This window comes from Ochrobactrum sp. Marseille-Q0166 (assembly GCF_014397025.1).
Lineage (GTDB): Bacteria > Pseudomonadota > Alphaproteobacteria > Rhizobiales > Rhizobiaceae > Brucella.
This window is the reverse complement of the sequence record NZ_JACJUO010000001.1, coordinates 712,175-734,646: the sequence shown is the minus strand read 5'-3', so window position 1 is coordinate 734,646 and position 22,472 is coordinate 712,175. Positions and strand designations below refer to the sequence as shown.

Sequence of the window (22,472 nt, the reverse complement as noted above, 5' to 3'; positions counted from 1 at the left end):
GGCATTCGTTAGGAGCGACCAGCCATGCTGATCAGAACATTTCACTTGGGTCGAAGTTGACGATCACTTCCGACCATGAGTCATATTTGTCTGCTGGCAGGTTATAAGGTGCACAGCGTGCCACAGCGCGTCGCGCACTTTCAGCTGCCGCTCTGCCCACACCATCGGCACCACCGCCAGAGGTCACCTCAGGCGAACCCTGAATGGAACCATCTTGATTGAGATGCATCTTGACGGTCACGACAAGACCGGGCGCATCCGCAACACCGGCTGGGACATTCCAGCATTTTGAGATGGCTCCACGAAGCGCATCCATTTCATTCTGGCTCAGTTTTGAACCGCCTGTATTCTTTTTGCCACCCAGCGATGCCTGATCGGTCGAGCGCTTTGCCCCACCGCCCGATGCCTTCTGCTTGTTAAGAAGGGCTGCCACTTCATCAGCAATAGCATCATTCTTCGACTGCGAAGTCTGTGATGCCGATTGCGTTGGCTTCTTCTCGTCCACGGGCTTGCGGTCTGGCGTTTTGGCCGTCTGCGCCTGCGGAGGCTTTGGCTTTTGCTGTGGTGCAGGAACATTATCAGGCAGCTTCGGCGTGGTTTGATCAGGCGCTTCAGCCTGCTTCTCAATCGCTTCTGCAACCGGATCAGGTTTCACTTCCTGCTTTTGTTCCGGCTTGGTCTGCACTTCCGTCGCCGGAACCGGCGTCGGTTTTTCCTGCGGCTTGGGCTCCGGTTTCGGATCAGGCTTTGGTACTGGCTCTTTTACCGGTTCCGGCTGCGCTTTTGGTTCCTGAGCTGCCTCAAGCGGCTTTGCTTTGGTATCAGGGGTCGGCGGTGTCTGGCTATCAACATTCTGATCACCAAACTCCTGCGCGTCCGGCACTGTCTGTGGTTTTGTCGTCGGTATCGGGGCCGACTTCTCTTTCATCGGCGCCTTTTTGTCGCCCTGCTGAATTTGAGTAATCGATTCAATCGGAACGATATCGACCGGAAATGACTCCGAATCCTGCACGTCGAAAGCCTTCGGCGAGGAGAACGAAACCACTGCCAGCGCAACCGCCACGGCATGGAGTGCAACTGAAGATGTCAGGCCAGCCTTCATGATGCCGTCAGCTATCCTGCTCCTGGAGTGTAACAAGGCCGATATTCTTAAAACCGGCGGCGGAAATGCGAGCCATGACCTTCATGACAGTGCCATAATCGGCAGCCTTGTCACCACGTACGAAAATACGCTCCTCATAACCGGTCTTGGCAATAGCCTGGAGCTTTGGAACGACCTCATCAATCGGAATTTCGGTTTCCTGAATAAAAATCCGACCTTCGTTATTGACCGAAACAGTGATCGGTTGCGTATCTGCATTCATCGCCTTCGCCTGCGTATCCGGCAGATCAATCGGCACGCCAACTGTCAGAAGTGGGGCAGAAACCATGAAGATGATCAACAGCACCAGCATCACGTCCACAAAGGGCGTAACGTTGATTTCGCTCATCAATGCCTTCTTGCGGCCGCGCCTGCGGCGACCACCCGACTGCATTCCCTGGTTTCCAACTGACATGCCCATTTGAATATTCCCGAAGGCTCGATTTCGCTTAGAGGTTGGAACGCGTTTAGTTGCGCGGCGTCAACTTCTCATCAATTTGGCGCGACAGTATGGCGGAGAACTCATCCGCAAAACCTTCAAGACGCCCGCTGATCTTGCCCGCATCGGCAGAAAGCTTGTTGTAAGCGATAACCGCAGGGATAGCAGCGAGCAGACCAATCGCAGTCGCCAGAAGCGCTTCCGCAATACCAGGTGCCACAACAGCAAGACTGGTATTCTTGGATGCTGCAATAGCCTGGAACGATGTCATAATGCCGACAACCGTACCAAACAGACCAACGAAAGGCGCCGCGGACCCGGTTGTTGCAAGGAAGCCAAGGCGGGAATCGAGTTTTTCGCCTTCACGGGCCAGAGCCACATCCATCGCCTTGTCGATACGCATCTGCAAGCCAATTGGCGAGCGCGCACCTTTCTCAAACGACTTTTTCCATTCGCGCATCGCAGCAATGAAAATGGACGCCATGCCCGTGGTGCGTCGCTCATTGAGTGTGCGGTAGAGTTCTTCCAAAGATTGTCCTGACCAGAAGGCCTGTTCAAATCGATCAATCGCACGACGGGCGCGGCCATAAGAAACAATCTTGTCCACGATGATTGCCCAGGTCCAGACCGATGCACCTATAAGGCCAAGCATCACCAGCTTAACCACCCAGCCCGCATGCATAAACAGGCCCCAGAGGGTAATATCGGCGGCTGGGGCCGCGAGCGCAACATTTTCCATCGATCTACCGTCCTCGAATCCAAACGCCCGGCATCATGACCGGGCGGCATCGCAAATTATTCGAAAAACGTTCGCTTCCGAACGCCCCACCGCCATAACCGGATTTCAACTTTAAATCCTCACAGCGCTTTTCATGGTTAATTTTGGTGAAAGGAAGGCATTGCTTAACAACCAACCTCTCAACCGATTCCATCACCATGATTAATGGATTATTATGGTTAAAGTTCAGTTACTCTTAATGTGCAAATGATCAATAAGCACAAAGAATTACTGTTTGCTTCCAATGCGACGAATTATGGCTTTTTGCGTTGCAGCAACAAATTGGGACGTCATTGACGCGGAATTCGCAAATGCATGGCGAAGCGATAATGGCAGTTCAAGCTGGGCGCCCCGGCCCGACTGACAGCGATTGCATAGATTGACGGGATTGCGAGCAGGAAATGCATGACCGGACACACGTGTGGAAAATCCTGCACCTCTCAGTTCGTCGTCAAGAAGCTCAGTGAACCTCGTATCCAATCCACCGAGATAAATCGTGTCCTTGTCGTCCACCTGACCAATACCATTCAAGTCCTGCACGTCTTTTCGGCCATGAATGGCGAGGGCATATCTGGAACGGGAAAGCAGATCATCCATCCTCACTTCAAAAAAACGGTGCGATGTTATGTGAAGATCTCTTGCCCGCTTGCGATCAAGCAGACCAATAAACGAATAAAAACTATATTTTCCACCCGCAATTGCATCTGCGAGTTCCGTCGTCTGATATTCGATTGTACCACCATGCGGGGCGAGGATGACAATTTCCGAACCTGCAACAAAGCGGGTTACAACCGCAAAATCAGTCCCCTCGATATAGACATCGCAAAGCTCGTCAAAAGAGTGGAAACGGTCACTCATCTTCAGCCTTCGTAAAAGCTTCACGCCATTCGTCGGGTATCCGGCGTGGCTGGCCTTGCTTGGTAATCATCACGGCCTCGACCTTGGCTTCTGACAGCAATCGTCCATCACACGTGATCTTCTGCGCCATGATCACGCGTGCACCCCGGATTTCGCTGACACGTGTTTCGATCAGAATTAGATCGTCCATTTTTGCAGGCGACTTGTAGTCGATTTCCATGCGACGAACGACCCAGACCATTTCCTCGCCAAGCGAACCTTCTGCAAGCTCAATATGGTGAACATCCTGAAGGCGTAAGAAGTCGGTGCGGCCACGCTCATAAAATTCGAGATAGCGACCGTGATAGACGAAGCCCGAAAAATCCGTATCAGCATAATAGATACGGGCATAGAGATGATGTGTCCCGTTTTTCAGTTCGCCCGCAACCTGCGCATGATCCATAACTATTCGTCTTCCATAAATAGGCCAAACTGCGATTGCTGCGCGGCCTCAGCGGGCGCAGCAAGCCCCAGATGTTGCCAGGCAAGATTGGTCAGAACCCGCCCGCGTGGTGTACGCTGCAAAAACCCCTGTTGGATCATATAAGGTTCAATAATGTCTTCAATCGCATCACGCGGTTCAGACAAACCGGCTGCAATGGTTTCGATACCCACAGGGCCTCCGCCAAAATTGCGTGCGATCATATCGAGATAGCGGCGGTCAAGCTGATCGAACCCGCGATTATCGACTTCAAGCCGCGAAAGCGCTTCATCGGCAATCTTGCTGTCGATGACATCGGCACCGGCCACCAACGCAAAATCGCGCACACGGCGTAACAGACGTCCCGCAATTCGCGGTGTCCCACGTGAACGGCGTGCGACTTCCAGCGCACCATCCGGCGAAATCCCCATCTGCATGATCCGCGCACCACGGCGCACAATATATTCAAGCTCTTCGACCGTGTAGAAATTGAGCCGCGTCGGAATACCGAAGCGATCACGTAAAGGCGTCGTCAGCAGTCCAAGACGCGTCGTTGCCGCAACCAGCGTAAATTTTGCAAGATCGATCTTCACCGAACGCGCTGCCGGACCTTCACCAATGATAAGATCAAGCTGAAAATCTTCCATCGCCGGATAGAGTATTTCTTCGACAGCAGGGCTGAGACGATGAATCTCGTCGATAAACAACACATCGCGATCTTCGAGATTGGTCAGAAGTGCGGCGAGATCACCCGCTTTGGCAATCACCGGACCAGATGTCGAGCGGAAATTGACACCAAGCTCCTTGGCCATGATCTGCGCGAGCGTGGTTTTTCCCAGTCCCGGAGGGCCGACGAAAAGTACATGATCGAGTGCTTCGCCGCGTACCTTTGCAGCTTCGATAAACACTTTAAGATTGGCGCGTGCAGCTGCCTGGCCCACAAAATCGTCCAGCGTTTGAGGACGTAAAGTTGTGTCGGCGTCTTCACTGCGCAGGTCAGCGTTGATCAATGGGTTGCGGTCACTCATGCCAGTCCTCTCGCATGAACACTTATCTCAGACAAGTATCTCACCGCGACAGCTCCTTCAAACCAAGGCGAATGAGCTTGGCAGAATCAGCACTTTCACCGGCTTCCTTGAGAGCTGCGGCCACCGCATTGGCCGCCTGATCGCGTGAATAGCCAAGATTGGATAGCGCCGAAACTGCATCGCTGACCGGTGCTGAAGCAGCGCCCGCGCCGATTTCCTGTTTGAGCCCGATGGTTCCACTGGCTTCCCCAGCAAAAGCCGGCGCCTTGTTCTTTAACTCAGTGACGATGCGCTCGGCAACTTTCTTGCCAACGCCCGGCGCACGCGAAACCATCGCGATGTCTCTCAAAGCAATCGCATTGGCGAGTTCCGACGGCGTCAGTGTTCCGAGCACCGCAAGCGCTACTTTGGCACCCACGCCCTGCACATTCTGCAACAGGCGGAACCATTCGCGTTCAAGCTGCGACCCGAAACCGTAAAGGCGGATCATGTCCTCGCGCACATAGGTCTCGATAAACAGAACCGCTGCTTCCCCTACCCCGCCTAGATTACCAAGTGTACGAGCCGAACAAAAAGCAACATAGCCAACGCCATGCACATCGATCACGGCATGATCGTCAGCAATTTCATCGATCACGCCCTTGAGCTTGCCGATCATTTGATACCTATCCTGCTAATAAAGCCTGCATTCTGCGCGCACTGACAATGCTTTGTCGATGATGTGCATGGCAAATGGCAATAGCGAGCGCATCGGCAGCATCGCTCGTATCGAACGTTGCACGCGGCATCAAAACCTTCACCATCATATGAATTTGTTGCTTTTCGCCATGGCCAACACCGATGACCGCCTTCTTGACCGCATTGGGCGCGTATTCCGCAACAGCAAGCCCAGCCTGAGCCGGAGCAAGAAGCGCAATGCCACGCGCCTGACCAAGCTTGAGCGTTGCGGTCGCATCCTTGTTGACGAAGGTATGCTCGACCGCCGCTTCCTGCGGCATGAAATCATGCAGAACCTTGGAAAGTCCCTCGTGCAACTGGCAAAGCCGTGACGCGAGATCCATCTCGGCATTGGACGTCACCGTCCCCGACCCGATAAAGTGCAGGGAATTTCCAAGCGATTCGACAATGCCCCAGCCAGTACGGCGGAGCCCCGGATCAATGCCAATGATGCGAATCGTTTCTTTCATAAATGAACCCTATCCTCAGATGGGTTCACTTGACAGCATAAATGTGAACAAAAGAGAAACATATGCATCAGATGATGCAGATCGCCTGCGCGGATTATAGTTTGGATGCGTCCCAAATAGTGCTCTTTGTGAACCGTACGAAGTGTACTTAAAGGTGCGTGAGCCTAGGCAAGCACAAGAGAAGCCATTTGCAGGCCATCAAAAGCGAAATCTTAGGAAGCGCCGAAAGCTGTCTTGAGCAGCACAATCTGATCAGACACCGGATTGCCGTGTGGTGCAGATTGCAGCGAAACAACGTCACCATACACATTACGATCCATCCGACGAACGCGCGCCTGAAGGCGGAGCGACCGTTCGATCAAATCTATGAAAGCAGGTGGCAGCTCGTTCCAACCCGCCGCCACATCGCCCGCGGATGGCGTATCCAGACGCACCTTGGCTTTTTCTGCTTCAATTTGTTTGCGGGACATCTCGCCGTTGCGAGCTGCACGCTGCAGCAGCAACCATGAAGCAATCTGCATAAGGCGCGTTGTCAGGCGCATTGATTCGGCAGCATAGAGGGTAGCAGCAACGCGTGAGAGGTTGCGTGCTTCTTCACGGCCCTCGCCGTCAAGATAGCTCGCCGCTTCCTCAACCATATCCATGCCTTCACTGTAAATTGGCTTAAAGGAATCCGAGAAAACCATGCGTTCAGCGAGGCTGATCATATTGCCCGGCATCTGTCCCTGTTCGCTAATCACTTCTCTGCCACCTTATATGAACGCATAAACGTCCATTTTGTTGCTCGCACACCGTCAAATGTGCGCGAAAGAATATATTGGACCGCTGTTCGACCATGGGGAGAGCTGTGACGGAACAGCTTGACCGGGCAAGTCCACTATAAACTGCACCTTCATACACCGTCGCGCAAGATTATGTTTAATGTTCGGTTAATTTTTTCAGGGGGTTTTGAATGAACTGTGAAAAGTATTGACGCGGGTTCCACCAGAAAGAGGACGATTCTCTGAAAAGCATAAAAAAAGAGCCGCAAAGGCGGCTCTCAGGAGTTTAACAGGGAGGCGTCAAACAGAGTGGCTTCACCACTCGGTAAGAATCCAGCCGAACTGGATGTAAAGTATTTAACGCCGTTAAGATTAATGAATGGTTAATTCCCGGGCAAACCTGTGGAAGAAATCGCAAACAAAAAGCCGCCTGAAGGCGGCTTCTGGTCACATCTGCTGCAATACAGGTTTGGGGTTTGCACCAAGAGATGCTTTCGCTCCCTCTGCCGCAGCGGGTTTTGCAGGCTTCTTGCCCCAGCCAATGGTTGGCAACCACTCAAGATAATAAGCCAGCGCGAATTGCATCACGACACCGGTTGCAATCAGCAATGTGTCATATGGCAGGCCACCCGGATTAACGAGCTTCATAACCTGCGCAACCATTGCCAGAAGCGTTCCGGCAATAAAGACAGGAAGCGAATGCTTACCAAGGATGGCGAGCGGATTATCCGGCGACGTGCGGGCAATGCTGTTAAGCGTTGGAACGACTGCAATCAGATAAGCCATGGCCAGCACATGCAGCAGACGCGGAGCAGAAAGAAACGTCTTGTCGAAGCCGGTCAGAACCGCAGGCATCCCCATCGACGCATCAATGCCCCACAGTGGGATACGCACCCATGCAAGTGAAAGCACGAGATAACCAACAGCTGCAGCAATCAAAGCCGGATGTGCAGGAATTTTATCGCCACGACGCACATACATGACACCGGCAATACCGATCGCAAACAGGAACTGCCAAGACAGCGGGTTAAGGAACCAAACACCTTCTGTTGGATAATTCACAGGAGCCACATGATAAATACCTGACAGCAACCAGACTGTTCCCGACACAGCGACCATCAGCGACAGACTGATGCGTGCAAGCAGGAGTAGGAGCGGCGTCAGAAGCAGCACAACAGCATACATTGATAGAATGTTGTTATAGCCGAGCTGATGGCCAAGCGTTACCAATCCAAGTAACGCTTCAACCGGCTGCTTAACCAACGGTCCGATATTAATCTGGGTCAGAAGCTCACGATGTTTAAGGAAAATTGCGGCGGACGCGAAAATACCGATGGTCGCAAGCGTCGTCATAATGTGCGCGGTATAAAGCACACCGGCACGGCGCCACATTTTTAGCGTCAACACCAAACGATTACCGGGACCGAACTTCGATCCATAGGCTAGCGCAATCGCCATACCGGAAATCAGAACAAACGCTTCAGCCGAATCCGAGAAGCCCAGATTCTTATGCGTGAAATGTTCGAAAATCGTTCCGGGTACATGATTGATGAAAATCGTAAGCAGTGCGAGCGCGCGAAACACATCAATACGCGTGTCGCGGACTTTGGGCACTATTTTCGCGGTTTCATTCGTCATTTCGCCTGCCTGCCGTTTGTTTTTCTCTGCAATAGCTGAGCAACTTCATGCCGCCTATATAGCTGTTAATTCCGGCAGAACGCGGTTGGTTCCAATCAACTTTCGTTCCAGTGGATAACATAATGCCAGCAGGCGTTGCCCTCGCCTCCAACACGTGCGCTGAAATGCAAAAGGGCTGTTCAAGCAACGCCTCTTACTTTATGCCCGAATTCCATCAACATTTTTCGCTAGGTTTGGTTTATGAACGCGCCAACTGCACAACAAAACAATGATCGCTGCCGCCTCTTGCTGGTTGCACCACCCATTGCCAATGGGGAAGCACTGGCAAAACTGCTGACTGCGGCGCTTTCAGGTGGTGATGTGGCAAGTGTGATTCTTGATGGCACAGACCTTGACGAAGCTGCCTTTCAAGCCTCCGCACAAAAGGCTGTTGCCGTCATTCAGGAAAAAGGTGCCGCAGCCATAATTCTCAATGATACACGCATTGCAGGTCGTGTTGGCGCCGATGGCATTCACATTGAAGGTAAAGCTGCTGAGCTTGCCGAAGCCATCGAAAAGCACACACCAAAATTCATCATCGGCACGGGCAATCTGCGTGATCGCCATAGTGCGATGGAGATTGGCGAGTTGCAGCCTGATTATGTCTTCTTCGGAAAAATCGGTGCAGATAATAAGCCAGATGCCCATCCACGCAATCTGTCACTGGCTGAATGGTGGTCTGAGCTTGTTGAAATTCCAAGTGTCGCACAAGCCGGCAATACATTGGAAAGCGTCATAGCGGCAGCCGCGACGGGTGCCGATTTTGTCGCCCTTGGTCGCGCAGTTTTTGAAGCAGATGATCCGGCAAAAGCAGTCTCTGAAGCCAACAGACTTCTTGATGAACATGCCCCGCGTTTTGAAAATTAAATCCGGCAAGGTTTTGTACGCCCCAATGAAGAGCAAAATTCTTCTCGCCTTAACTCTGATATTCGCGGCACCTCTTCCGATGGCCTTCGCTGCCGGAACGGCTGGTGAAGCCGCAAGCGTGCAAAAAAATCATCATGCCAAAGGTGACAAGCCCACTGAAAAGTCAAAGATGCTGCCGCAACCGGCATCCACAAGCGCTTTACCCGCTATTGATCCCAGCAGATTTGGTGACAAGCCGGCTGACGAAGCCTTCGGCGCTTATCAGCGCGGATTATATCTGACAGCTTTTAATCTGGCCAAGCCAAAGGCCGAGCAAGGCGACCCGGCATCACAGACATTGGTTGCCGAAATTTATGCACGCGGTCTTGGTGTTCCTGCCGATCAGAAAAAAGCTGCCGAATGGTACGCAAAGGCGGCAGAACATGGCGTTCATGAAGCAGAGTTTCGCTATGCAGCACTGTTGCTTCAAGGTCGTTATGTCAAAAAGGACACCGCCAAAGCCACACAGCTGATGCAAAAGGCTGCCGAAAGCGGCAACGCCATGGCGCAGTTCAATTACGGGCAACTGGTTATGGTGAAGACATCAGGTGCAGCCGGCATAGATGAGGCTTTCCCGTGGTTTGAAAAGGCTGCAACGGCAAACTTGGCTGATGCCGAATATGCTTTGAGCCAAATATACGCCAACGGTACCGACAAAATACCGCGTGACGACAAAAAAGCGCGCGAATATCTGCTGCGCGCGGCACGCAAAGGCTATGACACCGCGCAATATGATCTTGCCAGATGGCTGGTTGAAGGTCGTGGCGGTGATCGTAATTATGAGCAGGGCTTTGGCTGGATGCAGATTGCAGCGCAGCGCGGCATGGTAATGGCGCAGGCATGGCTCGCCCGGCTTTATCGTGATGGTATCGGGACAGACGGTGACACGGTAAAATCTGCTGCCTGGTATATTATTGCGCAACGTGCAGGTTTTCGGGCCCCGGACCTCAATGATATGATGGACGGTCTGGCAGATGACCAGATCAAACAGGCAATCGAAACGGCCAATAATATGCGTGTCAGGTAAATTCCCTGAGGTTTTTTGCTTGTCCGGCGCTCTGATTGGAGGCTCAGGCTTGCACAAAACCCCAATTTGTGGTCTTGGAAACGCCGATTATCGTGGTTCGAGTTAAAGATGGACGCAATCCCTGTTGAGAGGCGGTGATTGCCTTTCTGTCGTGATGCGCCGGGCCGCTACAGTTTTCACATTTATTCCCGGATTAATCTCATGAAGATCAATGGTAACGAAATCCGCCCAGGCAATGTCATCGAACATGATGGTGGCCTCTGGGTTGCGGTCAAGACCAATGCGGTCAAGCCAGGCAAAGGCGGCGCTTATAATCAGGTTGAACTGAAGAACCTTATTAATGGCACCAAGCTCAACGAACGTTTCCGCGCAGCAGAAACCGTCGAGCGCGTTCGTCTGGAACAGAAGGACTTTTCTTTCCTTTACGAACAGGGCGAAGCTCTGGTTTTCATGGATACCGAAACCTACGAACAGCTTGAACTTCTCAAAGACTTCGTTGGCGACCGCGCTGCATTCCTTCAGGACGGCATGATGGTCACTGTCGAACTCTACGAAGAAAAGCCGATCGGCATTCGTCTTCCAGAACAGGTAACACTGGCAATCGTTGAAGCCGATCCGGTCGTCAAGGGCCAGACCGCTGCTTCTTCCTACAAGCCGGCTGTTCTGGAAAACGGTATCCGTATCCTGGTTCCCCCATTCATCGAATCGGGTGAACGCGTAATCGTTGATACCAGTGAGCTGACTTACATCAGCCGCGCATAATATCTTTCTAAAACGATGCGGCGCCCGCCTGTCTGGCGCCGCAGTCCGGTCTTCTTCGAAAGATCGTGACGGTTCTTTCTCAGCTTGCTCAGTTCTGAGTGCCGGTGATCTGATTAGATCAGATCGATCCTCTCAGGTTTGTCAACGCGCATCTCTTCCGAAAACCGGCTCACAGGTTTTGGGATGCGCTTCTAAAAAGGATGATCAGATGGCGCGTTCAGCCCTTCTCAATGTAATGGTTCAGGCCGCAATGAAGGCCGGGCGTGGCCTTGCGCGCGATTTCGGCGAAGTGCAGAACCTTCAGGTCTCTCTCAAAGGGCCAGGCGATTACGTCAGCCAGGCCGACCGCAAAGCGGAAAAAGTCATCTACACCGAACTGAGCCGCGCCCGCCCGGATTTTGGCTTCCTGATGGAAGAATCGGGTGAGGTCGAATCCAAGGACGGACAACATCGCTGGCTGGTCGATCCGTTGGATGGCACCACCAACTTCCTTCATGGTATCCCGATTTTTGCAGTCTCTATCGCTCTTGAGCGCCAGGGGCAGATCGTTGCTGGTGTCATTTACAATCCGGCGATGGACGAACTTTATACCGCAGAGCGCGGCGGTGGCGCATTCCTTAATGATCGTCGTCTGCGCGTTGCAGCGCGTAATAAACTCGTCGACTGTGTGATCGGTACCGGCATCCCGCATCTGGGTCGCCCCGGTCATGGCCAGTATCTTGTCGAACTGCGCAACGTCATGGGCGAAACAGCGGGTATTCGCCGTATGGGTGCAGTTGCTCTTGATCTCGCCTATGTGGCTGCCGGTCGTCTCGATGGCTTCTGGGAAGACGGCATGCATCCTTGGGATCTCGGTGCAGGCATGCTGATGATCCGAGAAGCCGGCGGCTTCGTATCCGACAAAAAGGGTGGTCAGGACATTTTCGGCACCAAGACGATCGTCGCTGGCAATGAAATCATACAGAAGGCATTGCTAAAGACGGTCAACAAGCCAATCTGATCCGTTTACTTCTTCTCTGTTTTCTGCGCTCCGGCATTCCAACCGGAGCGCATTATTTTTTCACTTTAAGCGATTCCGCTTCGCAAAATTATGCAGTAGGCTCCCCCGCGACAGATTATCCCAATGGATATCCATGGAGCGAAACGCATGAGCGATTTGAGACTTTCAAGGGAACGCCTTGACGATGCACGGGACTATGATCCCTACCGCCTGAGCAGCCCAAGAATCGTCGTTCTCTCCATGGTGATCTTTCTCATCATTGTCGCATTTCTGGCAGCGGTTCTGATCCGGCAGATCCATACATTTTTCGTCACCAATCCGGGTCTTAACGGCCTGATCTTTCTGGTTCTGCTCGTCGGCATCCTGTTGGCTTTCGGGCAAGTACTACGGCTTTTGCCAGAAATTCGCTGGGTTAATTCTTTCCGTGATGGCGAACGCGACGGCACAACCCGCCCGCCCGTGCTCCTTGCGCCCATGCGGGCCTTGATCGGTCGCAGACAGTCGATGGCGCTGACGACCACATCGACGAGATCCATTCTCGATTCGATTGCCACACGCCTTGATGAAAGCCGCGATATTTCGCGCTATCTGATCGGCCTTCTGGTGTTTCTCGGCCTGCTTGGCACTTTCTGGGGTTTGCTTGAAACGGTCGGCTCTATCGGTCAGACCATCCAGTCGCTCGATCCAAGCTCGGGCAGCACAACAGATGTGCTCGATTCGCTCAAAGCAGGGCTTCAGGCACCGCTTTCGGGTATGGGTACAGCCTTCTCGTCCTCGCTGTTTGGTCTTTCAGGGTCGCTTATTCTCGGCTTTCTCGACCTTCAGGCAGGCCGCGCGCAAAACCGCTTCTATACAGAGCTTGAAAACTGGCTTTCCTCGGTCACAGATTTGGGTTCTGATCTCAGCACTGATGAAAGTCTTAATGGTGTCCGCAACCTCGCTGAGCGCGTGCAGAACCTGCAGGGCGGGGACACGTCGAGCCAACGCACATCGGCAGCACTCGCCAACCTCGCTGAAGGCATACAGGGACTGGTCAAGAGTATGCGCAGCGAACAGCAGATGATGCGCGACTGGATAGAACAACAGGCGGCAGAACAAAAGGCCATTCGGGAAACCCTTGGCCGTCTCAATGAGGCTATTGCTTCCAGAGCTCCTGCCGAGAGCGCTCCAGAACGCCCGACTGACCGCACACGGTCGGAGTAAGCACAATGGCTCTAGCCCGCAACCGCCGCCCGCAGCGTCATATCGATTACTGGCCCGGCTTCGTCGATGCGCTCACCACATTGCTGCTCGCCATCATGTTTCTGCTTACGGTCTTCGTGCTGGGGCAGTTTCTGCTAAGCCGCGATGTCGACAGCAAGGACAGCGCTCTGGCGCGTCTCAACAGCCAGATACAGGAACTGACACAGCTTTTGTCGCTTGAGAAAAGCAATTCGCAGGACATGCAGGACACGATTGCCAATCTGCAGGCCTCATTGTCAGGTGCGGAGAGTGAACGCTCGCGCCTGCAAGCCCTTCTCAATGAAGGCAGCGGCGCTGGTGCTGCTGCCGAAAAACGTGCAGGTGAACTGAGCCAGAGCCTTGACGCGGAAAAACAGGTCAGTGCGCAGGCACTCTCGCAGGTGGAATTGCTGAACCAGCAGATTTCAGCGCTGCGCCGCCAGATTGCAGCACTTGAAGATGCGCTCAATGCATCCGAATCGCGTGATCGCGAATCGAATGCCAAGATCGCTGACCTCGGACGTCGTCTGAATGTGGCGCTCGCACAGCGGGTGCAGGAACTCAATCGCTACCGCTCCGACTTCTTTGGGCGTCTGCGTGCGATCCTGTCTGACAAGGAAAATATCCGCATTGTCGGCGACCGTTTCGTGTTCCAGTCGGAAGTGCTTTTCCCAACGGGCTCTTCCGATCTCAATCCTGCCGGTCAGGAAGAAATGAAGAAACTTGCTGATGCGGTCATCACGCTCAATCAGGAAATCCCGGATGACATCAACTGGGTTCTGAGGGTGGATGGGCATACTGACAATGTGCCACTGGCAGGCACAGGTCGCTTCCGCGACAACTGGGAGCTTTCATCAGCACGCGCAACGGCGGTGGTCAAATATCTGATCGCCAATGGCGTACCAGCCAACCGTCTGGTTGCAGCCGGTTTTGGCGAGTATCAGCCGCTCGATAGTTCCGATGCACCAGATGCCCGCGCAAGAAACCGCCGTATTGAGCTGAAGCTGACAGAGAGATAACGAAAATTACAGCATTTCCAGCAAAAGTGCGACGCGGTTTTGCGTCGGATAATGCGAAAAAACAAATAGTCACAGCGGTTGCGGCGATTCATTTTTAACTGGAACCGCTGTAAGGGGGCTTAAAGCCCCCTTTTTATTTACCGAAAACGCCTGCGCCTGCTTCAAATTGCAACTTGGCGAGCCGGGCATAAATACCGCCCTTCTCAACCAGCGTCTGATGCGTGCCCTCTTCAACAATCCTCCCCTTGTCGAGAACCAGAATGCGGTCGGCTTTCAGAACCGTTGCCAAGCGATGCGCCACAACGAGCGTTGTGCGATTATCCATGAGGCTATCAAGTGCCTTCTGCACCAGCATTTCGCTCTCTGCATCAAGCGCCGAGGTTGCTTCATCCAGCAGCAGAACAGGGGCCGCCCGCAGGATCGCGCGCGCAATGGCAATGCGCTGACGCTGGCCACCTGAAAGCGTTACGCCACGTTCACCGACTTCCGTATTGTAGCCTTTGTCCAGCGCCATAATGAAGTCGTGCGCAAGGGCCGCCCTTGCTGCGGCCTCGATTTCAGCATCACTCGCACCGGGTTTACCAAAGCCGATATTCTCGCGAATGCTGGTGGCAAAGATCGCAACATCCTGCGGCACCACGGCAATGCGTTCACGCACCTTCGCAGGATCCGCTTCAGGCAAGGCTACGCCATCCATCAGCACACGGCCCGATTGCGGATCGTAATAGCGCATCACCAGCGAGAAGATCGTGCTTTTACCAGCACCGGATGGGCCGACAATGGCGACCGTCTCACCGGGCTTTACAGTGAAGCTGACACCATTGAGCGACGGCGCGTCTGGACGCGTTGGATAAGAAAAATGCACCCCGTCGAAGCTGATCTCTCCACGCGGCGGTTGTGGCAAGGCAACGGGATTTGCAGGGGCGGAGATGCCCGGATTTTCATCAAGAATTTCTGCAAGCCGTTCGGTTGCACCGGCGGCCTGCGCAAGTTCGCCACCCACTTCTGAAAGTGCCCCAAAAGCGCTGGCCGCGAAAACCGCGTAAAGGACAAACTGGCCCAGCGTTCCTGCTGTCATCGTGCCGGAAAGCACATCACGCGAACCAAACCAGAGTACGGCAACCACGCTGGAAAAAATCAGGAAAATTGCAAAGCCTGTCAGAATAGCGCGTGCTTTGATCGATGAACGCGCGGCCTGATAGGCTTTTTCAACAGCACCTGCAAAATTGCCGACCACCATGTTTTCATTGGTAAAGGCCTGAAGCGTGCGCATCGCGCCGATCTGCTCACTGGCATAGGCATTGGCATGCGCCAGCATGTCCTGTGTTGTACGGGAACGACGGCGAACGGAACGACCAAAAGCAATCAGTGGAATTACAATGAGCGGGATAGCGGCAATCACGAGCGCAGAAAGCTTGGGGCTGGTAACCACCATCATGATCAGTGCACCAATGCCCAGAATCACATTACGCAAAGCAACCGACGCAGTGGCCCCAACAACAGACTTGATCTGTGTGGTATCGACCGAAAGGCGCGAAACGATCTCGCCCGACTGCGACCGGTCAAAGAATTCCGGTGACAGGCTGGTCACATGCGAAAAGACCGCATTACGCAAATCTGCCACCACTCGCTCACCCAGCGATATCACGAAGAAATAGCGCAGGCCCGATGCAAGCGCCAGAACCAGCGCCAGCGCCACCAGCATTCCAAAGTAATTATTCACGAAGACCGCATTTGCGCCGGTGAAGCCATGGTCGATCATACGGCGCACGGCAACCGGAACAGCAAGAGTCGTCACAGCAGCGAGAACCAGTGAGAAAAGTGCTCCAAGAACCAGAGGTTTGTAGCGCGAGAGGAAAGGTAGCATGCGCTTGAGCGGCTTCAACGAACGGCGTTTGCGCTCTTCCTTTGCCTCTGAAACTGGATTCATGCGAATTTGACTGTCTGTGCTGGCCATTCTTAAGATTGCGCCCTTGTTATTGCCGTGCGCCTGATGTATAGGCTCGCCAACCCTTTTGGAAGCCGTTGCCGTTGGTGGCGGGTCTTCATATCTGTCATTGGGCGAAAGTGCCGCAGTTTTAAACATTAGAGCTGGGCTTTTCTTCCCAGACTTTCAGGATTGAGAAGATGAAAGCTGATATCCATCCCGACTACCACACCATCAAGGTTGTGATGACCGATGGCACCGAATACACAACCCGTTCTACCTGGGGCAAAGAAGGCGATACGATGAATCTCGATATCGATCCTACCACGCATCCAGCCTGGACTGGCGGTTCGCAGACCCTGCTCGATCGCGGCGGTCGCGTAACGAAGTTCAAGAACCGTTTCGGCAATCTCGGTATCTAATACTGACATTGATGAACTTACGAAAAACCTCGCTCTGGCGGGGTTTTTTGTTGCTCTGATTCCAAGACAGATACTCTATAAAAAAACTCCCGGAAAAGCCGGGAGTTTTCATATTCGAAACTGATGCCGGAACTTAGGCGCTCAGCTTTTCCATAACTTCGTCGCTGACTTCGAAGTTCGAGTAGACGTTCTGCACGTCATCGTCGTCTTCAAGAACATTGAGAAGCTTGAGCACGGAGCGTGCCTTTTCTTCATCCAGTTCTGTGTTGGTCTGCGGCTTCCAGATCGTCTTGATCGATTCGGCTTCTCCGAGAGCTGTTTCCAGCGCTTTCGATACTTCGCCGATGTCTTCAAAGGCGCAGAGGATCACATGCTCTTCTTCGCCGGACTGAACGTCATCAGCACCTGCTTCAATAGCGGCTTCCATGACCTTGTCGGCGTCACCAACTTCGGCCTTGTAGACAATTTCGCCCACGCGATCGAACATGAAAGCTGCCGAGCCGGTTTCACCCAGTGCGCCGCCTGACTTGGTGAAGGCAGCACGCACATTGGATGCGGTACGATTACGGTTGTCGGTCAGAGCTTCAACGATGACCATTACCCCACCCGGGCCACGGCCCTCGTAGCGCACTTCATCATAGTTTTCACCGTCATTACCAGCCGCCTTCTTGATGGCGCGCTCGATGTTATCTTTTGGCATCGACTGCGCCTTGGCGTTCTGGATTGCCAGACGCAGGCGGGGGTTCATCGTTGGATCAGGCAACCCCTGCTTTGCAGCCACGGTGATTTCGCGACCAAGCTTGGAAAACATTTTCGACCGCACCGCATCCTGACGGCCTTTGCGGTGCATGATATTCTTAAACTGTGAATGGCCAGCCATGGCACCCCTGTTCTGTTCATATGAAACACACGGAAAGCGTCACATAACAATGGGTCTGGCCGCAGGCAGTTCGGCCACCGCGCTATCCGTGCTGAATGGCCGCGTTATAAGGAATTGAGCCGCATTCGTCCAGCAAAAGCGCGATTAAGCAAATCACTTGTCGATAAAGTTGACAGGCCTCGACGCGCAGCACCAAACAATATTATGTATAAAACCATGAATCAGCGCCCAAATGACACTCCCGGCGAAACCATTGCCGCCCGCATCAGCCGCATTCTCGCTGACCGTATCATTGCGAGTGAAATCGAGCCGGGTAGCAAACTCCGTCAGGATCATATCGCCGAAGAGTTCGAAACAAGCCATGTCCCCGTGCGCGAAGCCTTTCGTCGACTGGAAGCGCAAGGACTTGTGGTTTCCGAACCCCGTCGCGGTGTGCGTGTTGCGTCCTTCGATATCGGCGAAATCCGCGAAGTCGCGGAAATGCGCGCAGCCCTTGAAGTACTGGCTCTGCGTCATGCAGCGCCCCATATCAGCCGCGCCACACTCGATGCTGCAGAGCAGGCGACCCTCGAAGGCGACAAGTCACGCGATGTAAGAAGCTGGGAAGACGCCAATCGGCGTTTTCATCGATTGATTCTGGAGCCGTGCAACATGCCGCGTCTGCTGGCGGCCATCGATGATCTTCATGCAGCAAGTGCACGCTTTCTTTTCGCCACCTGGCGCTCGGAATGGGAAACCCGGACCGATCACGATCACCGTGCGATTTTGACCGCGCTCCGTCAGAATGACATCGAGACAGCAACCACCATCCTTGCGCGCCATGTGCAGTGGATCGGCCATCGCCCTGTCAAAACCGCGTCAGGCAAGACCCGCGATTCTTTCGCCATCGTTGGTTAAACAACGACCCAAACCTTCCAGCGCTTAAGATGACCACGCACGCGAGCTGCCGCACATGCAGCTCGCGCGCTTGTGGCTGCTTTGATTTTCAAGCATTTCCAGCAAAAGTGAGAACCGCCTCCGCAGGGAAATCAGTGCGCCGGACTGATTTCTTTCCTGCTGCGATGCGTCGGATAATGCGTACAAACAAATGGTTACAGCGGCTCCAATGATTCAGCCTTAACTGGAATGGCTGTAAGCCTCTCCCAATTTTTATATATTTATCGATTTCCCACTTGCCAAACATCATCAATCCGATGATCTTAAATAGATCGAATCGAAATTTTATCTATAATTTGAGGAAGCCATGGCTTACATCACCCAGAAGCATGTATCTTTCAGTCCGCTTGATCTCGAATCTCGCTCACCAGCCCTGCGTATTGCCGCGGTAGCGTTCGGTACGCTGGTATTGGCAATCTCATCGCAGATTGCAGTCCCTATGATACCAGTTCCAATCACGCTTCAGACACTTGTTGTGCCGCTAATCGGCGCACTCTATGGCTGGCGACTTGGCTTCATCACCGTACTTGCCTGGCTGGGCGAAGCCATGATTGGCCTGCCGGTTCTGGCTGGCGGCGCAGGTGGCATCCAGCATTTTGCCGGGCCAACAGCTGGTTATCTCGTCTCGTTTCCAATTATCGCAGCATTAACCGGCTATCTCGCGCAACGCGGATGGAACGGGAAAAACCTAGGGCTGGCTTTTGTATCGTTTGGTGCGGCCAACCTGCTTTGCCTCGCCCTTGGCGCCATGTGGCTTTCAGCCCAGATCGGTATTGAAAAAGCCGTGGCCTTCGGCGTCACGCCATTCCTCGTCGGCGCCCTGATCAAGTCGGCTCTCGGGGCCGCAATTCTCAAAGCAGCAGCACGATAAGCGATCAATGGCAGTTCGCCTGCGCGGTCATCATCTTCTTTGTATGCTGACCTATATCGGTAAGGGTTACAGCCCGGCTTTCGTGGATAATTACGACGCGATTGCCGGGCGTTTGTCGAACGGAGAGGACATCGAGATCATCGATGGTCCCGATGACATCTGCGAGCCGCTGCTCTGCAACAGTGATTGCCACTGTTTTAATGCAAGTGTCGTTGTTCGGGACAGACTGGCTATGGAAGCCATATCAGGACTGTTGGGCCTCGCGATTTCGGCTGGATCACGATTGTCACTCGATGCCATGCAGCTTGGCCGGATGCGGGCCGCTTTTGCCGATAGCAGCATCCGCAAGGCCTGTAAATCCTGCGAATGGTCGGAGCTTTGCACCCGCATTGCCGTCAGGGACGACTATGCAGGCGTTCAGATAAACTTATAAAATCTATCGCCAGAATGCAGGGATAGTTTCTTCCAGCCGCGCACCAATGCGCAAAGGTGCAGCCTTTTCAGCAAGGCCGGTACGATCGGATATCTCGATCCCGACACCACAAATGGTTGCCGGACCACTGGCAGCCTCAAAGCGACCCTTTGGCACTTTCGACAGGAAGCGGTTAAGCGGCTCTTCCTTGTCCATGCCAAGGGAAGAATCATAATCGCCGCACATGCCGGCATCCGACATATAGGCTGTGCCATTGCGCAAAATCTGGCAATCAGCTGTCGGCACATGGGTATGGGTTCCTACGACAGCACTGGCGCGACCATCGACAAAATGGCCGAAACACTGCTTTTCGCTGGTAGCTTCCGCATGGAAATCGAAGAACACGGCATCTGCCTGCTCGCCAAGCGGGCAAGCTTCGAGAATTTTCTCGGCCGCAATGAACGGATCATCCAGATCCGGGTGCATGAACACACGCCCCATCACATTGGATACCAGCACGCGGGCACCATTCTTGGCGATGTAAAGCCCCTCGCCCTTGCCTGCCGTTCCTTTTGGAAAATTTGCAGGACGCAGGAATCGGTCTTCGCGCTTGGAGAAATCCAGCGCCTCGCGTTGATCCCATACGTGATTGCCGGTCGTCACCACATCCGCGCCCGCGCGTATTGTGTCGTGAAAAATCTCTTCGGTAATACCAAAGCCGCCAGCGGCGTTCTCGCCGTTGACGATCACGAAATCCAGCTTCAAATCGGAAATCAACCCCGGCAGCTTTTCATAAACCGCCGTGCGCCCCGACCGGCCCACCATGTCACCAAGAAAAAGTAATCTCATAAATGCGTCTTTATCAGTCCTGATCGAATAAGTGCAAGCCAGTCTCGGTCAGTATCTGATGAAGAGCAATGTCGTGCGGCTCATTGGGCACATGTGGCACTTCCTGACAATCAAAAGCCATGCCGATCAACAGCGGCTCCAGACCGCGCTCGGCAAAGCGAGCCAGCGCTCGATCATAATGACCGGCACCATAACCCAGACGATGGCCGCGCTTGTCGAAACCGGCAAGCGGCATAAACAGGATGGCAGGATCAACCAGCGGTGCCGTCTTGTCCGGCCCCATCGTGCCGAATCCCGTCTGAACCAGTTCAGCATCCGGCAGAAATTCACGAAACGCGATTGTTTCCTTATCCAGAACCACCGGCAGGCATAGACGCGCACCCTTATCACGCATGGCCGACAGGAGCGGGCGCGGATCAATCTCCGAACGGATCGGCCAATAACCTGCGACCATGGTTTCCTTTGGAATCATAATCGCAGTTTCGGCCTTTTTCGCTGCAGCCAGGGACGCCTCGAACCGGAAGCGCGGATCGAGTGCATCGCGACGTGAAAGCACCTCGCGCCTCAATGCCTGCTTATCGTCACCTCGCGGCTGTCGATTGTCATTCATAAACGCCTCCAGCAATTGCTGCTAGTGGACCCGGAATGGCGGCATCCGTCAAGAAGCAGCTGCAATCCGCTGCGAGCGATCACGAATGACTTTCAGCACAACACTATGGAAATCGTTCAGGAAAACCTTGCCCCACAGATCACAGTAGAAATTGATCGGCGTTGCGATCCGGTAGTGTGTGGTGAGCGTGAGGCGCGTATGACCATTGGGCAATGCCTCTAGATGATAATCACCATTGGTGAGCTTCAGATACGAACTGTCCACTTTGATATGGGCTTCGACAGCCGCAGGGATTGAATCCGCGCCAAAACGGAAATCCCAGGCCAGCAGCCGGTTTTCCTCCCAACGCGTCACGATCTCCTGAAATTTGACGCCGCGTGTCCATTCAAGCTGGCGAACAGCACCAACCCCCTCGCCCTCAAGGCGAGCATCGACAGGCTGCGGCACGCCAACAATCCCGTGGCTGAATGTCCATGATAATTCATCCGGACGAACGTGGCGAATTTCTGCAGTCTGCTGCCAGACGACTTCGGGCGAAGCTGCAATATCGATGACGGTCGTAACCGCTGCTTCATGCGGCTCGTATTGCAGCAATGGTTCGAGTGGATAAAACATCAATGGCAGTGCGATCACCAGCATTGTAGAGCGTGGCGTTCGGAAACGGCGGATGAGCGAAAGCGTCAGCCAGGACCCGATTGCAGAAAAGACTGCAAAGAATGGCGAAGCCATAAACACGCAAATGCCGCCTTCTCTGAAAAATACCACGCTGATAACAACAAGGATAACAATGAGCGTCCAGGCCATTCTGACATGGCGCCAAAGACCTTTCTCGGCACGCGGATCGCTAAGGCTTGATGCAAGGCTGGCAATCCCCATCGGCAAAAGCATCAGTCCAGCGAAAAACGGCATCATATCGGAAAGTGGTGCGAGCCAGATGAGGATATAAAGCAACAGCCCGTAGACCATCGCAACCGGAACAGCGACACGCAGACGTTCAGTAAAAACAGGCAATTCAGAGGGAGAATTTATCATCAATAACGCACATATCTTTGAAGGGATGAGGCGTTGTAGACTATGTCTGTCTCAAATAACAAATTGTCTTGCCCACATGGGTGGACAAGTTTGAAAAGTGGCGACCACGACGACCGATGGTAGTGTTTGATCCCGGGAACCTACAACGTAGGTGGGCGCCATATGCGAAAGCCCACAGGCCTTCACAGGGACAGCTCCCTTAGAGATCAATAAGGCCCCGGGGATGCTGTTACACCTGTCGGGAAGCGCAGTACGCCGATAACACATAT

The 22,472-nt window shown here is 53.6% G+C and carries 25 protein-coding genes and 1 other RNA gene; 10 read left to right on the top strand and 16 right to left on the bottom strand.

Annotated features, from left to right (window positions below):
- Nucleotides 1-31 precede the first annotated feature (31 nt).
- The 10 genes from H5024_RS03480 to H5024_RS03435 form a co-directional block, all read right to left on the bottom strand.
- On the bottom strand, nt 32-1,102 hold the full coding sequence (locus tag H5024_RS03480; RefSeq protein ID WP_187544040.1) for a hypothetical protein: 1,071 nt from the start codon (nt 1,100-1,102) through the stop codon (nt 32-34).
- 7 nt (nt 1,103-1,109) lie between these two features.
- Nucleotides 1,110-1,562 carry a protein TolR gene (gene tolR / locus H5024_RS03475; RefSeq protein ID WP_187544039.1) on the bottom strand — a complete coding sequence of 151 codons (453 nt, stop codon included), beginning with the start codon at nt 1,560-1,562 and terminating at the stop codon, nt 1,110-1,112.
- 46 nt (nt 1,563-1,608) lie between these two features.
- Nucleotides 1,609-2,319, bottom strand: coding sequence for a protein TolQ (gene tolQ / locus H5024_RS03470; RefSeq protein WP_187544038.1), 711 nt, complete (start codon nt 2,317-2,319; stop codon nt 1,609-1,611).
- A 267-nt stretch (nt 2,320-2,586) separates the two neighbouring features.
- The gene (locus tag H5024_RS03465; RefSeq protein WP_187544037.1) at nt 2,587-3,216 is read right to left on the bottom strand and encodes a poly-gamma-glutamate hydrolase family protein; all 630 of its coding nucleotides are present in this window, start codon (nt 3,214-3,216) and stop codon (nt 2,587-2,589) included.
- Nucleotides 3,209-3,658, bottom strand: a complete 450-nt coding sequence (locus H5024_RS03460; RefSeq protein WP_187544036.1) for a YbgC/FadM family acyl-CoA thioesterase — start codon at nt 3,656-3,658, stop codon at nt 3,209-3,211. The genes H5024_RS03465 and H5024_RS03460 overlap by 8 nt, the downstream gene beginning before the upstream one ends.
- A 2-nt stretch (nt 3,659-3,660) precedes the next feature.
- Nucleotides 3,661-4,704, bottom strand: a complete 1,044-nt coding sequence (gene ruvB / locus H5024_RS03455) for a Holliday junction branch migration DNA helicase RuvB (RefSeq protein WP_187544035.1) — start codon at nt 4,702-4,704, stop codon at nt 3,661-3,663.
- 40 nt (nt 4,705-4,744) lie between these two features.
- Nucleotides 4,745-5,362 carry a Holliday junction branch migration protein RuvA gene (gene ruvA, locus H5024_RS03450; protein WP_187544034.1) on the bottom strand — a complete coding sequence of 206 codons (618 nt, stop codon included), beginning with the start codon at nt 5,360-5,362 and terminating at the stop codon, nt 4,745-4,747.
- A 7-nt stretch (nt 5,363-5,369) separates the two neighbouring features.
- A complete protein-coding gene (gene ruvC / locus H5024_RS03445) occupies nt 5,370-5,891 on the bottom strand; it encodes a crossover junction endodeoxyribonuclease RuvC (protein ID WP_187544033.1) in 522 nt (173 codons plus the stop codon).
- 212 nt (nt 5,892-6,103) lie between these two features.
- On the bottom strand, nt 6,104-6,610 hold the full coding sequence (locus H5024_RS03440; protein ID WP_187546572.1) for a DUF1465 family protein: 507 nt from the start codon (nt 6,608-6,610) through the stop codon (nt 6,104-6,106).
- Between the two features lie 489 nt (nt 6,611-7,099).
- Nucleotides 7,100-8,290, bottom strand: coding sequence for an OpgC family protein (locus H5024_RS03435; RefSeq protein ID WP_187544032.1), 1,191 nt, complete (start codon nt 8,288-8,290; stop codon nt 7,100-7,102).
- 240 nt (nt 8,291-8,530) lie between these two features.
- On the opposite strand from H5024_RS03435, the gene H5024_RS03430 reads away from it, so the two are divergent.
- The 6 genes from H5024_RS03430 to H5024_RS03405 all read left to right on the top strand — a co-directional run bounded on the left by H5024_RS03430 (nt 8,531) and on the right by H5024_RS03405 (nt 14,264).
- A complete protein-coding gene (locus H5024_RS03430; protein ID WP_187544031.1) occupies nt 8,531-9,196 on the top strand; it encodes a thiamine phosphate synthase in 666 nt (221 codons plus the stop codon).
- A gap of 25 nt (nt 9,197-9,221) precedes the next feature.
- Nucleotides 9,222-10,262: a tetratricopeptide repeat protein gene (locus H5024_RS03425; protein ID WP_187544030.1), complete on the top strand. Its 1,041-nt coding sequence runs from the start codon at nt 9,222-9,224 to the stop codon at nt 10,260-10,262.
- 201 nt (nt 10,263-10,463) lie between these two features.
- Nucleotides 10,464-11,024 carry an elongation factor P gene (gene efp / locus H5024_RS03420; protein WP_187544029.1) on the top strand — a complete coding sequence of 187 codons (561 nt, stop codon included), beginning with the start codon at nt 10,464-10,466 and terminating at the stop codon, nt 11,022-11,024.
- Between the two features lie 208 nt (nt 11,025-11,232).
- The gene (locus tag H5024_RS03415; RefSeq protein WP_187544028.1) at nt 11,233-12,024 is read left to right on the top strand and encodes an inositol monophosphatase family protein; all 792 of its coding nucleotides are present in this window, start codon (nt 11,233-11,235) and stop codon (nt 12,022-12,024) included.
- A gap of 147 nt (nt 12,025-12,171) precedes the next feature.
- The gene (locus H5024_RS03410) at nt 12,172-13,227 is read left to right on the top strand and encodes a MotA/TolQ/ExbB proton channel family protein (protein WP_187544027.1); all 1,056 of its coding nucleotides are present in this window, start codon (nt 12,172-12,174) and stop codon (nt 13,225-13,227) included.
- 5 nt (nt 13,228-13,232) lie between these two features.
- A complete protein-coding gene (locus H5024_RS03405; protein ID WP_187544026.1) occupies nt 13,233-14,264 on the top strand; it encodes a peptidoglycan -binding protein in 1,032 nt (343 codons plus the stop codon).
- Between the two features lie 133 nt (nt 14,265-14,397).
- Here the strand turns inward: H5024_RS03405 and H5024_RS03400 are convergent, their stop codons facing one another.
- Nucleotides 14,398-16,350: an ABC transporter transmembrane domain-containing protein gene (locus tag H5024_RS03400; protein WP_187544025.1), complete on the bottom strand. Its 1,953-nt coding sequence runs from the start codon at nt 16,348-16,350 to the stop codon at nt 14,398-14,400.
- Nucleotides 16,351-16,391: 41 nt separating this feature from the next.
- Between H5024_RS03400 and rpmE the strand changes: the two genes are divergently transcribed.
- Nucleotides 16,392-16,613, top strand: a complete 222-nt coding sequence (gene rpmE, locus H5024_RS03395) for a 50S ribosomal protein L31 (RefSeq protein ID WP_187544024.1) — start codon at nt 16,392-16,394, stop codon at nt 16,611-16,613.
- 133 nt (nt 16,614-16,746) lie between these two features.
- Here rpmE and H5024_RS03390 read toward each other — a convergent pair whose 3' ends face one another.
- On the bottom strand, nt 16,747-17,493 hold the full coding sequence (locus H5024_RS03390; protein WP_187544023.1) for a YebC/PmpR family DNA-binding transcriptional regulator: 747 nt from the start codon (nt 17,491-17,493) through the stop codon (nt 16,747-16,749).
- 204 nt (nt 17,494-17,697) lie between these two features.
- Here H5024_RS03390 and H5024_RS03385 point away from each other — a divergent pair, with 204 nt between their 5' ends.
- The 3 genes from H5024_RS03385 to H5024_RS03375 all read left to right on the top strand — a co-directional run bounded on the left by H5024_RS03385 (nt 17,698) and on the right by H5024_RS03375 (nt 19,733).
- Complete coding sequence (locus H5024_RS03385; protein ID WP_187544022.1) at nt 17,698-18,390, top strand: GntR family transcriptional regulator; 693 nt, start codon at nt 17,698-17,700, stop codon at nt 18,388-18,390.
- 346 nt (nt 18,391-18,736) lie between these two features.
- A complete protein-coding gene (locus tag H5024_RS03380; RefSeq protein ID WP_187544021.1) occupies nt 18,737-19,300 on the top strand; it encodes a biotin transporter BioY in 564 nt (187 codons plus the stop codon).
- Between the two features lie 7 nt (nt 19,301-19,307).
- On the top strand, nt 19,308-19,733 hold the full coding sequence (locus H5024_RS03375; RefSeq protein ID WP_187544020.1) for a DUF1284 domain-containing protein: 426 nt from the start codon (nt 19,308-19,310) through the stop codon (nt 19,731-19,733).
- A 3-nt stretch (nt 19,734-19,736) separates the two neighbouring features.
- On the opposite strand, the gene H5024_RS03370 is transcribed toward H5024_RS03375, so the two are convergent.
- The 4 genes from H5024_RS03370 to ssrS form a co-directional block, all read right to left on the bottom strand.
- A complete protein-coding gene (locus H5024_RS03370) occupies nt 19,737-20,561 on the bottom strand; it encodes a TIGR00282 family metallophosphoesterase (protein ID WP_007876638.1) in 825 nt (274 codons plus the stop codon).
- Nucleotides 20,562-20,574: 13 nt separating this feature from the next.
- The gene (locus tag H5024_RS03365) at nt 20,575-21,171 is read right to left on the bottom strand and encodes a 5-formyltetrahydrofolate cyclo-ligase (protein ID WP_187544019.1); all 597 of its coding nucleotides are present in this window, start codon (nt 21,169-21,171) and stop codon (nt 20,575-20,577) included.
- A gap of 48 nt (nt 21,172-21,219) precedes the next feature.
- A complete protein-coding gene (locus H5024_RS03360) occupies nt 21,220-22,203 on the bottom strand; it encodes an SRPBCC family protein (protein ID WP_187544018.1) in 984 nt (327 codons plus the stop codon).
- A 98-nt stretch (nt 22,204-22,301) separates the two neighbouring features.
- A non-coding RNA gene (gene ssrS / locus H5024_RS03355) (6S RNA) lies at nt 22,302-22,460 on the bottom strand.
- Between the last annotated feature and the right edge of the window lie 12 nt (nt 22,461-22,472).

Coding starts and splice junctions, on each gene's coding strand:
- H5024_RS03480 (WP_187544040.1), bottom strand. CDS start 1,102: ATGAAGGCTGGCCTGACATCTTCAGTTGCACTCCATGCCGTGGCGGTT.
- tolR (WP_187544039.1), bottom strand. CDS start 1,562: ATGGGCATGTCAGTTGGAAACCAGGGAATGCAGTCGGGTGGTCGCCGC.
- tolQ (WP_187544038.1), bottom strand. CDS start 2,319: ATGGAAAATGTTGCGCTCGCGGCCCCAGCCGCCGATATTACCCTCTGG.
- H5024_RS03465 (WP_187544037.1), bottom strand. CDS start 3,216: ATGAGTGACCGTTTCCACTCTTTTGACGAGCTTTGCGATGTCTATATC.
- H5024_RS03460 (WP_187544036.1), bottom strand. CDS start 3,658: ATGGATCATGCGCAGGTTGCGGGCGAACTGAAAAACGGGACACATCAT.
- ruvB (WP_187544035.1), bottom strand. CDS start 4,704: ATGAGTGACCGCAACCCATTGATCAACGCTGACCTGCGCAGTGAAGAC.
- ruvA (WP_187544034.1), bottom strand. CDS start 5,362: ATGATCGGCAAGCTCAAGGGCGTGATCGATGAAATTGCTGACGATCAT.
- ruvC (WP_187544033.1), bottom strand. CDS start 5,891: ATGAAAGAAACGATTCGCATCATTGGCATTGATCCGGGGCTCCGCCGT.
- H5024_RS03440 (WP_187546572.1), bottom strand. CDS start 6,610: ATGCCGGGCAATATGATCAGCCTCGCTGAACGCATGGTTTTCTCGGAT.
- H5024_RS03435 (WP_187544032.1), bottom strand. CDS start 8,290: ATGACGAATGAAACCGCGAAAATAGTGCCCAAAGTCCGCGACACGCGT.
- H5024_RS03430 (WP_187544031.1), top strand. CDS start 8,531: ATGAACGCGCCAACTGCACAACAAAACAATGATCGCTGCCGCCTCTTG.
- H5024_RS03425 (WP_187544030.1), top strand. CDS start 9,222: ATGAAGAGCAAAATTCTTCTCGCCTTAACTCTGATATTCGCGGCACCT.
- efp (WP_187544029.1), top strand. CDS start 10,464: ATGAAGATCAATGGTAACGAAATCCGCCCAGGCAATGTCATCGAACAT.
- H5024_RS03415 (WP_187544028.1), top strand. CDS start 11,233: ATGGCGCGTTCAGCCCTTCTCAATGTAATGGTTCAGGCCGCAATGAAG.
- H5024_RS03410 (WP_187544027.1), top strand. CDS start 12,172: ATGAGCGATTTGAGACTTTCAAGGGAACGCCTTGACGATGCACGGGAC.
- H5024_RS03405 (WP_187544026.1), top strand. CDS start 13,233: ATGGCTCTAGCCCGCAACCGCCGCCCGCAGCGTCATATCGATTACTGG.
- H5024_RS03400 (WP_187544025.1), bottom strand. CDS start 16,350: ATGTTTAAAACTGCGGCACTTTCGCCCAATGACAGATATGAAGACCCG.
- rpmE (WP_187544024.1), top strand. CDS start 16,392: ATGAAAGCTGATATCCATCCCGACTACCACACCATCAAGGTTGTGATG.
- H5024_RS03390 (WP_187544023.1), bottom strand. CDS start 17,493: ATGGCTGGCCATTCACAGTTTAAGAATATCATGCACCGCAAAGGCCGT.
- H5024_RS03385 (WP_187544022.1), top strand. CDS start 17,698: ATGTATAAAACCATGAATCAGCGCCCAAATGACACTCCCGGCGAAACC.
- H5024_RS03380 (WP_187544021.1), top strand. CDS start 18,737: ATGGCTTACATCACCCAGAAGCATGTATCTTTCAGTCCGCTTGATCTC.
- H5024_RS03375 (WP_187544020.1), top strand. CDS start 19,308: ATGGCAGTTCGCCTGCGCGGTCATCATCTTCTTTGTATGCTGACCTAT.
- H5024_RS03370 (WP_007876638.1), bottom strand. CDS start 20,561: ATGAGATTACTTTTTCTTGGTGACATGGTGGGCCGGTCGGGGCGCACG.
- H5024_RS03365 (WP_187544019.1), bottom strand. CDS start 21,171: ATGAATGACAATCGACAGCCGCGAGGTGACGATAAGCAGGCATTGAGG.
- H5024_RS03360 (WP_187544018.1), bottom strand. CDS start 22,203: ATGATAAATTCTCCCTCTGAATTGCCTGTTTTTACTGAACGTCTGCGT.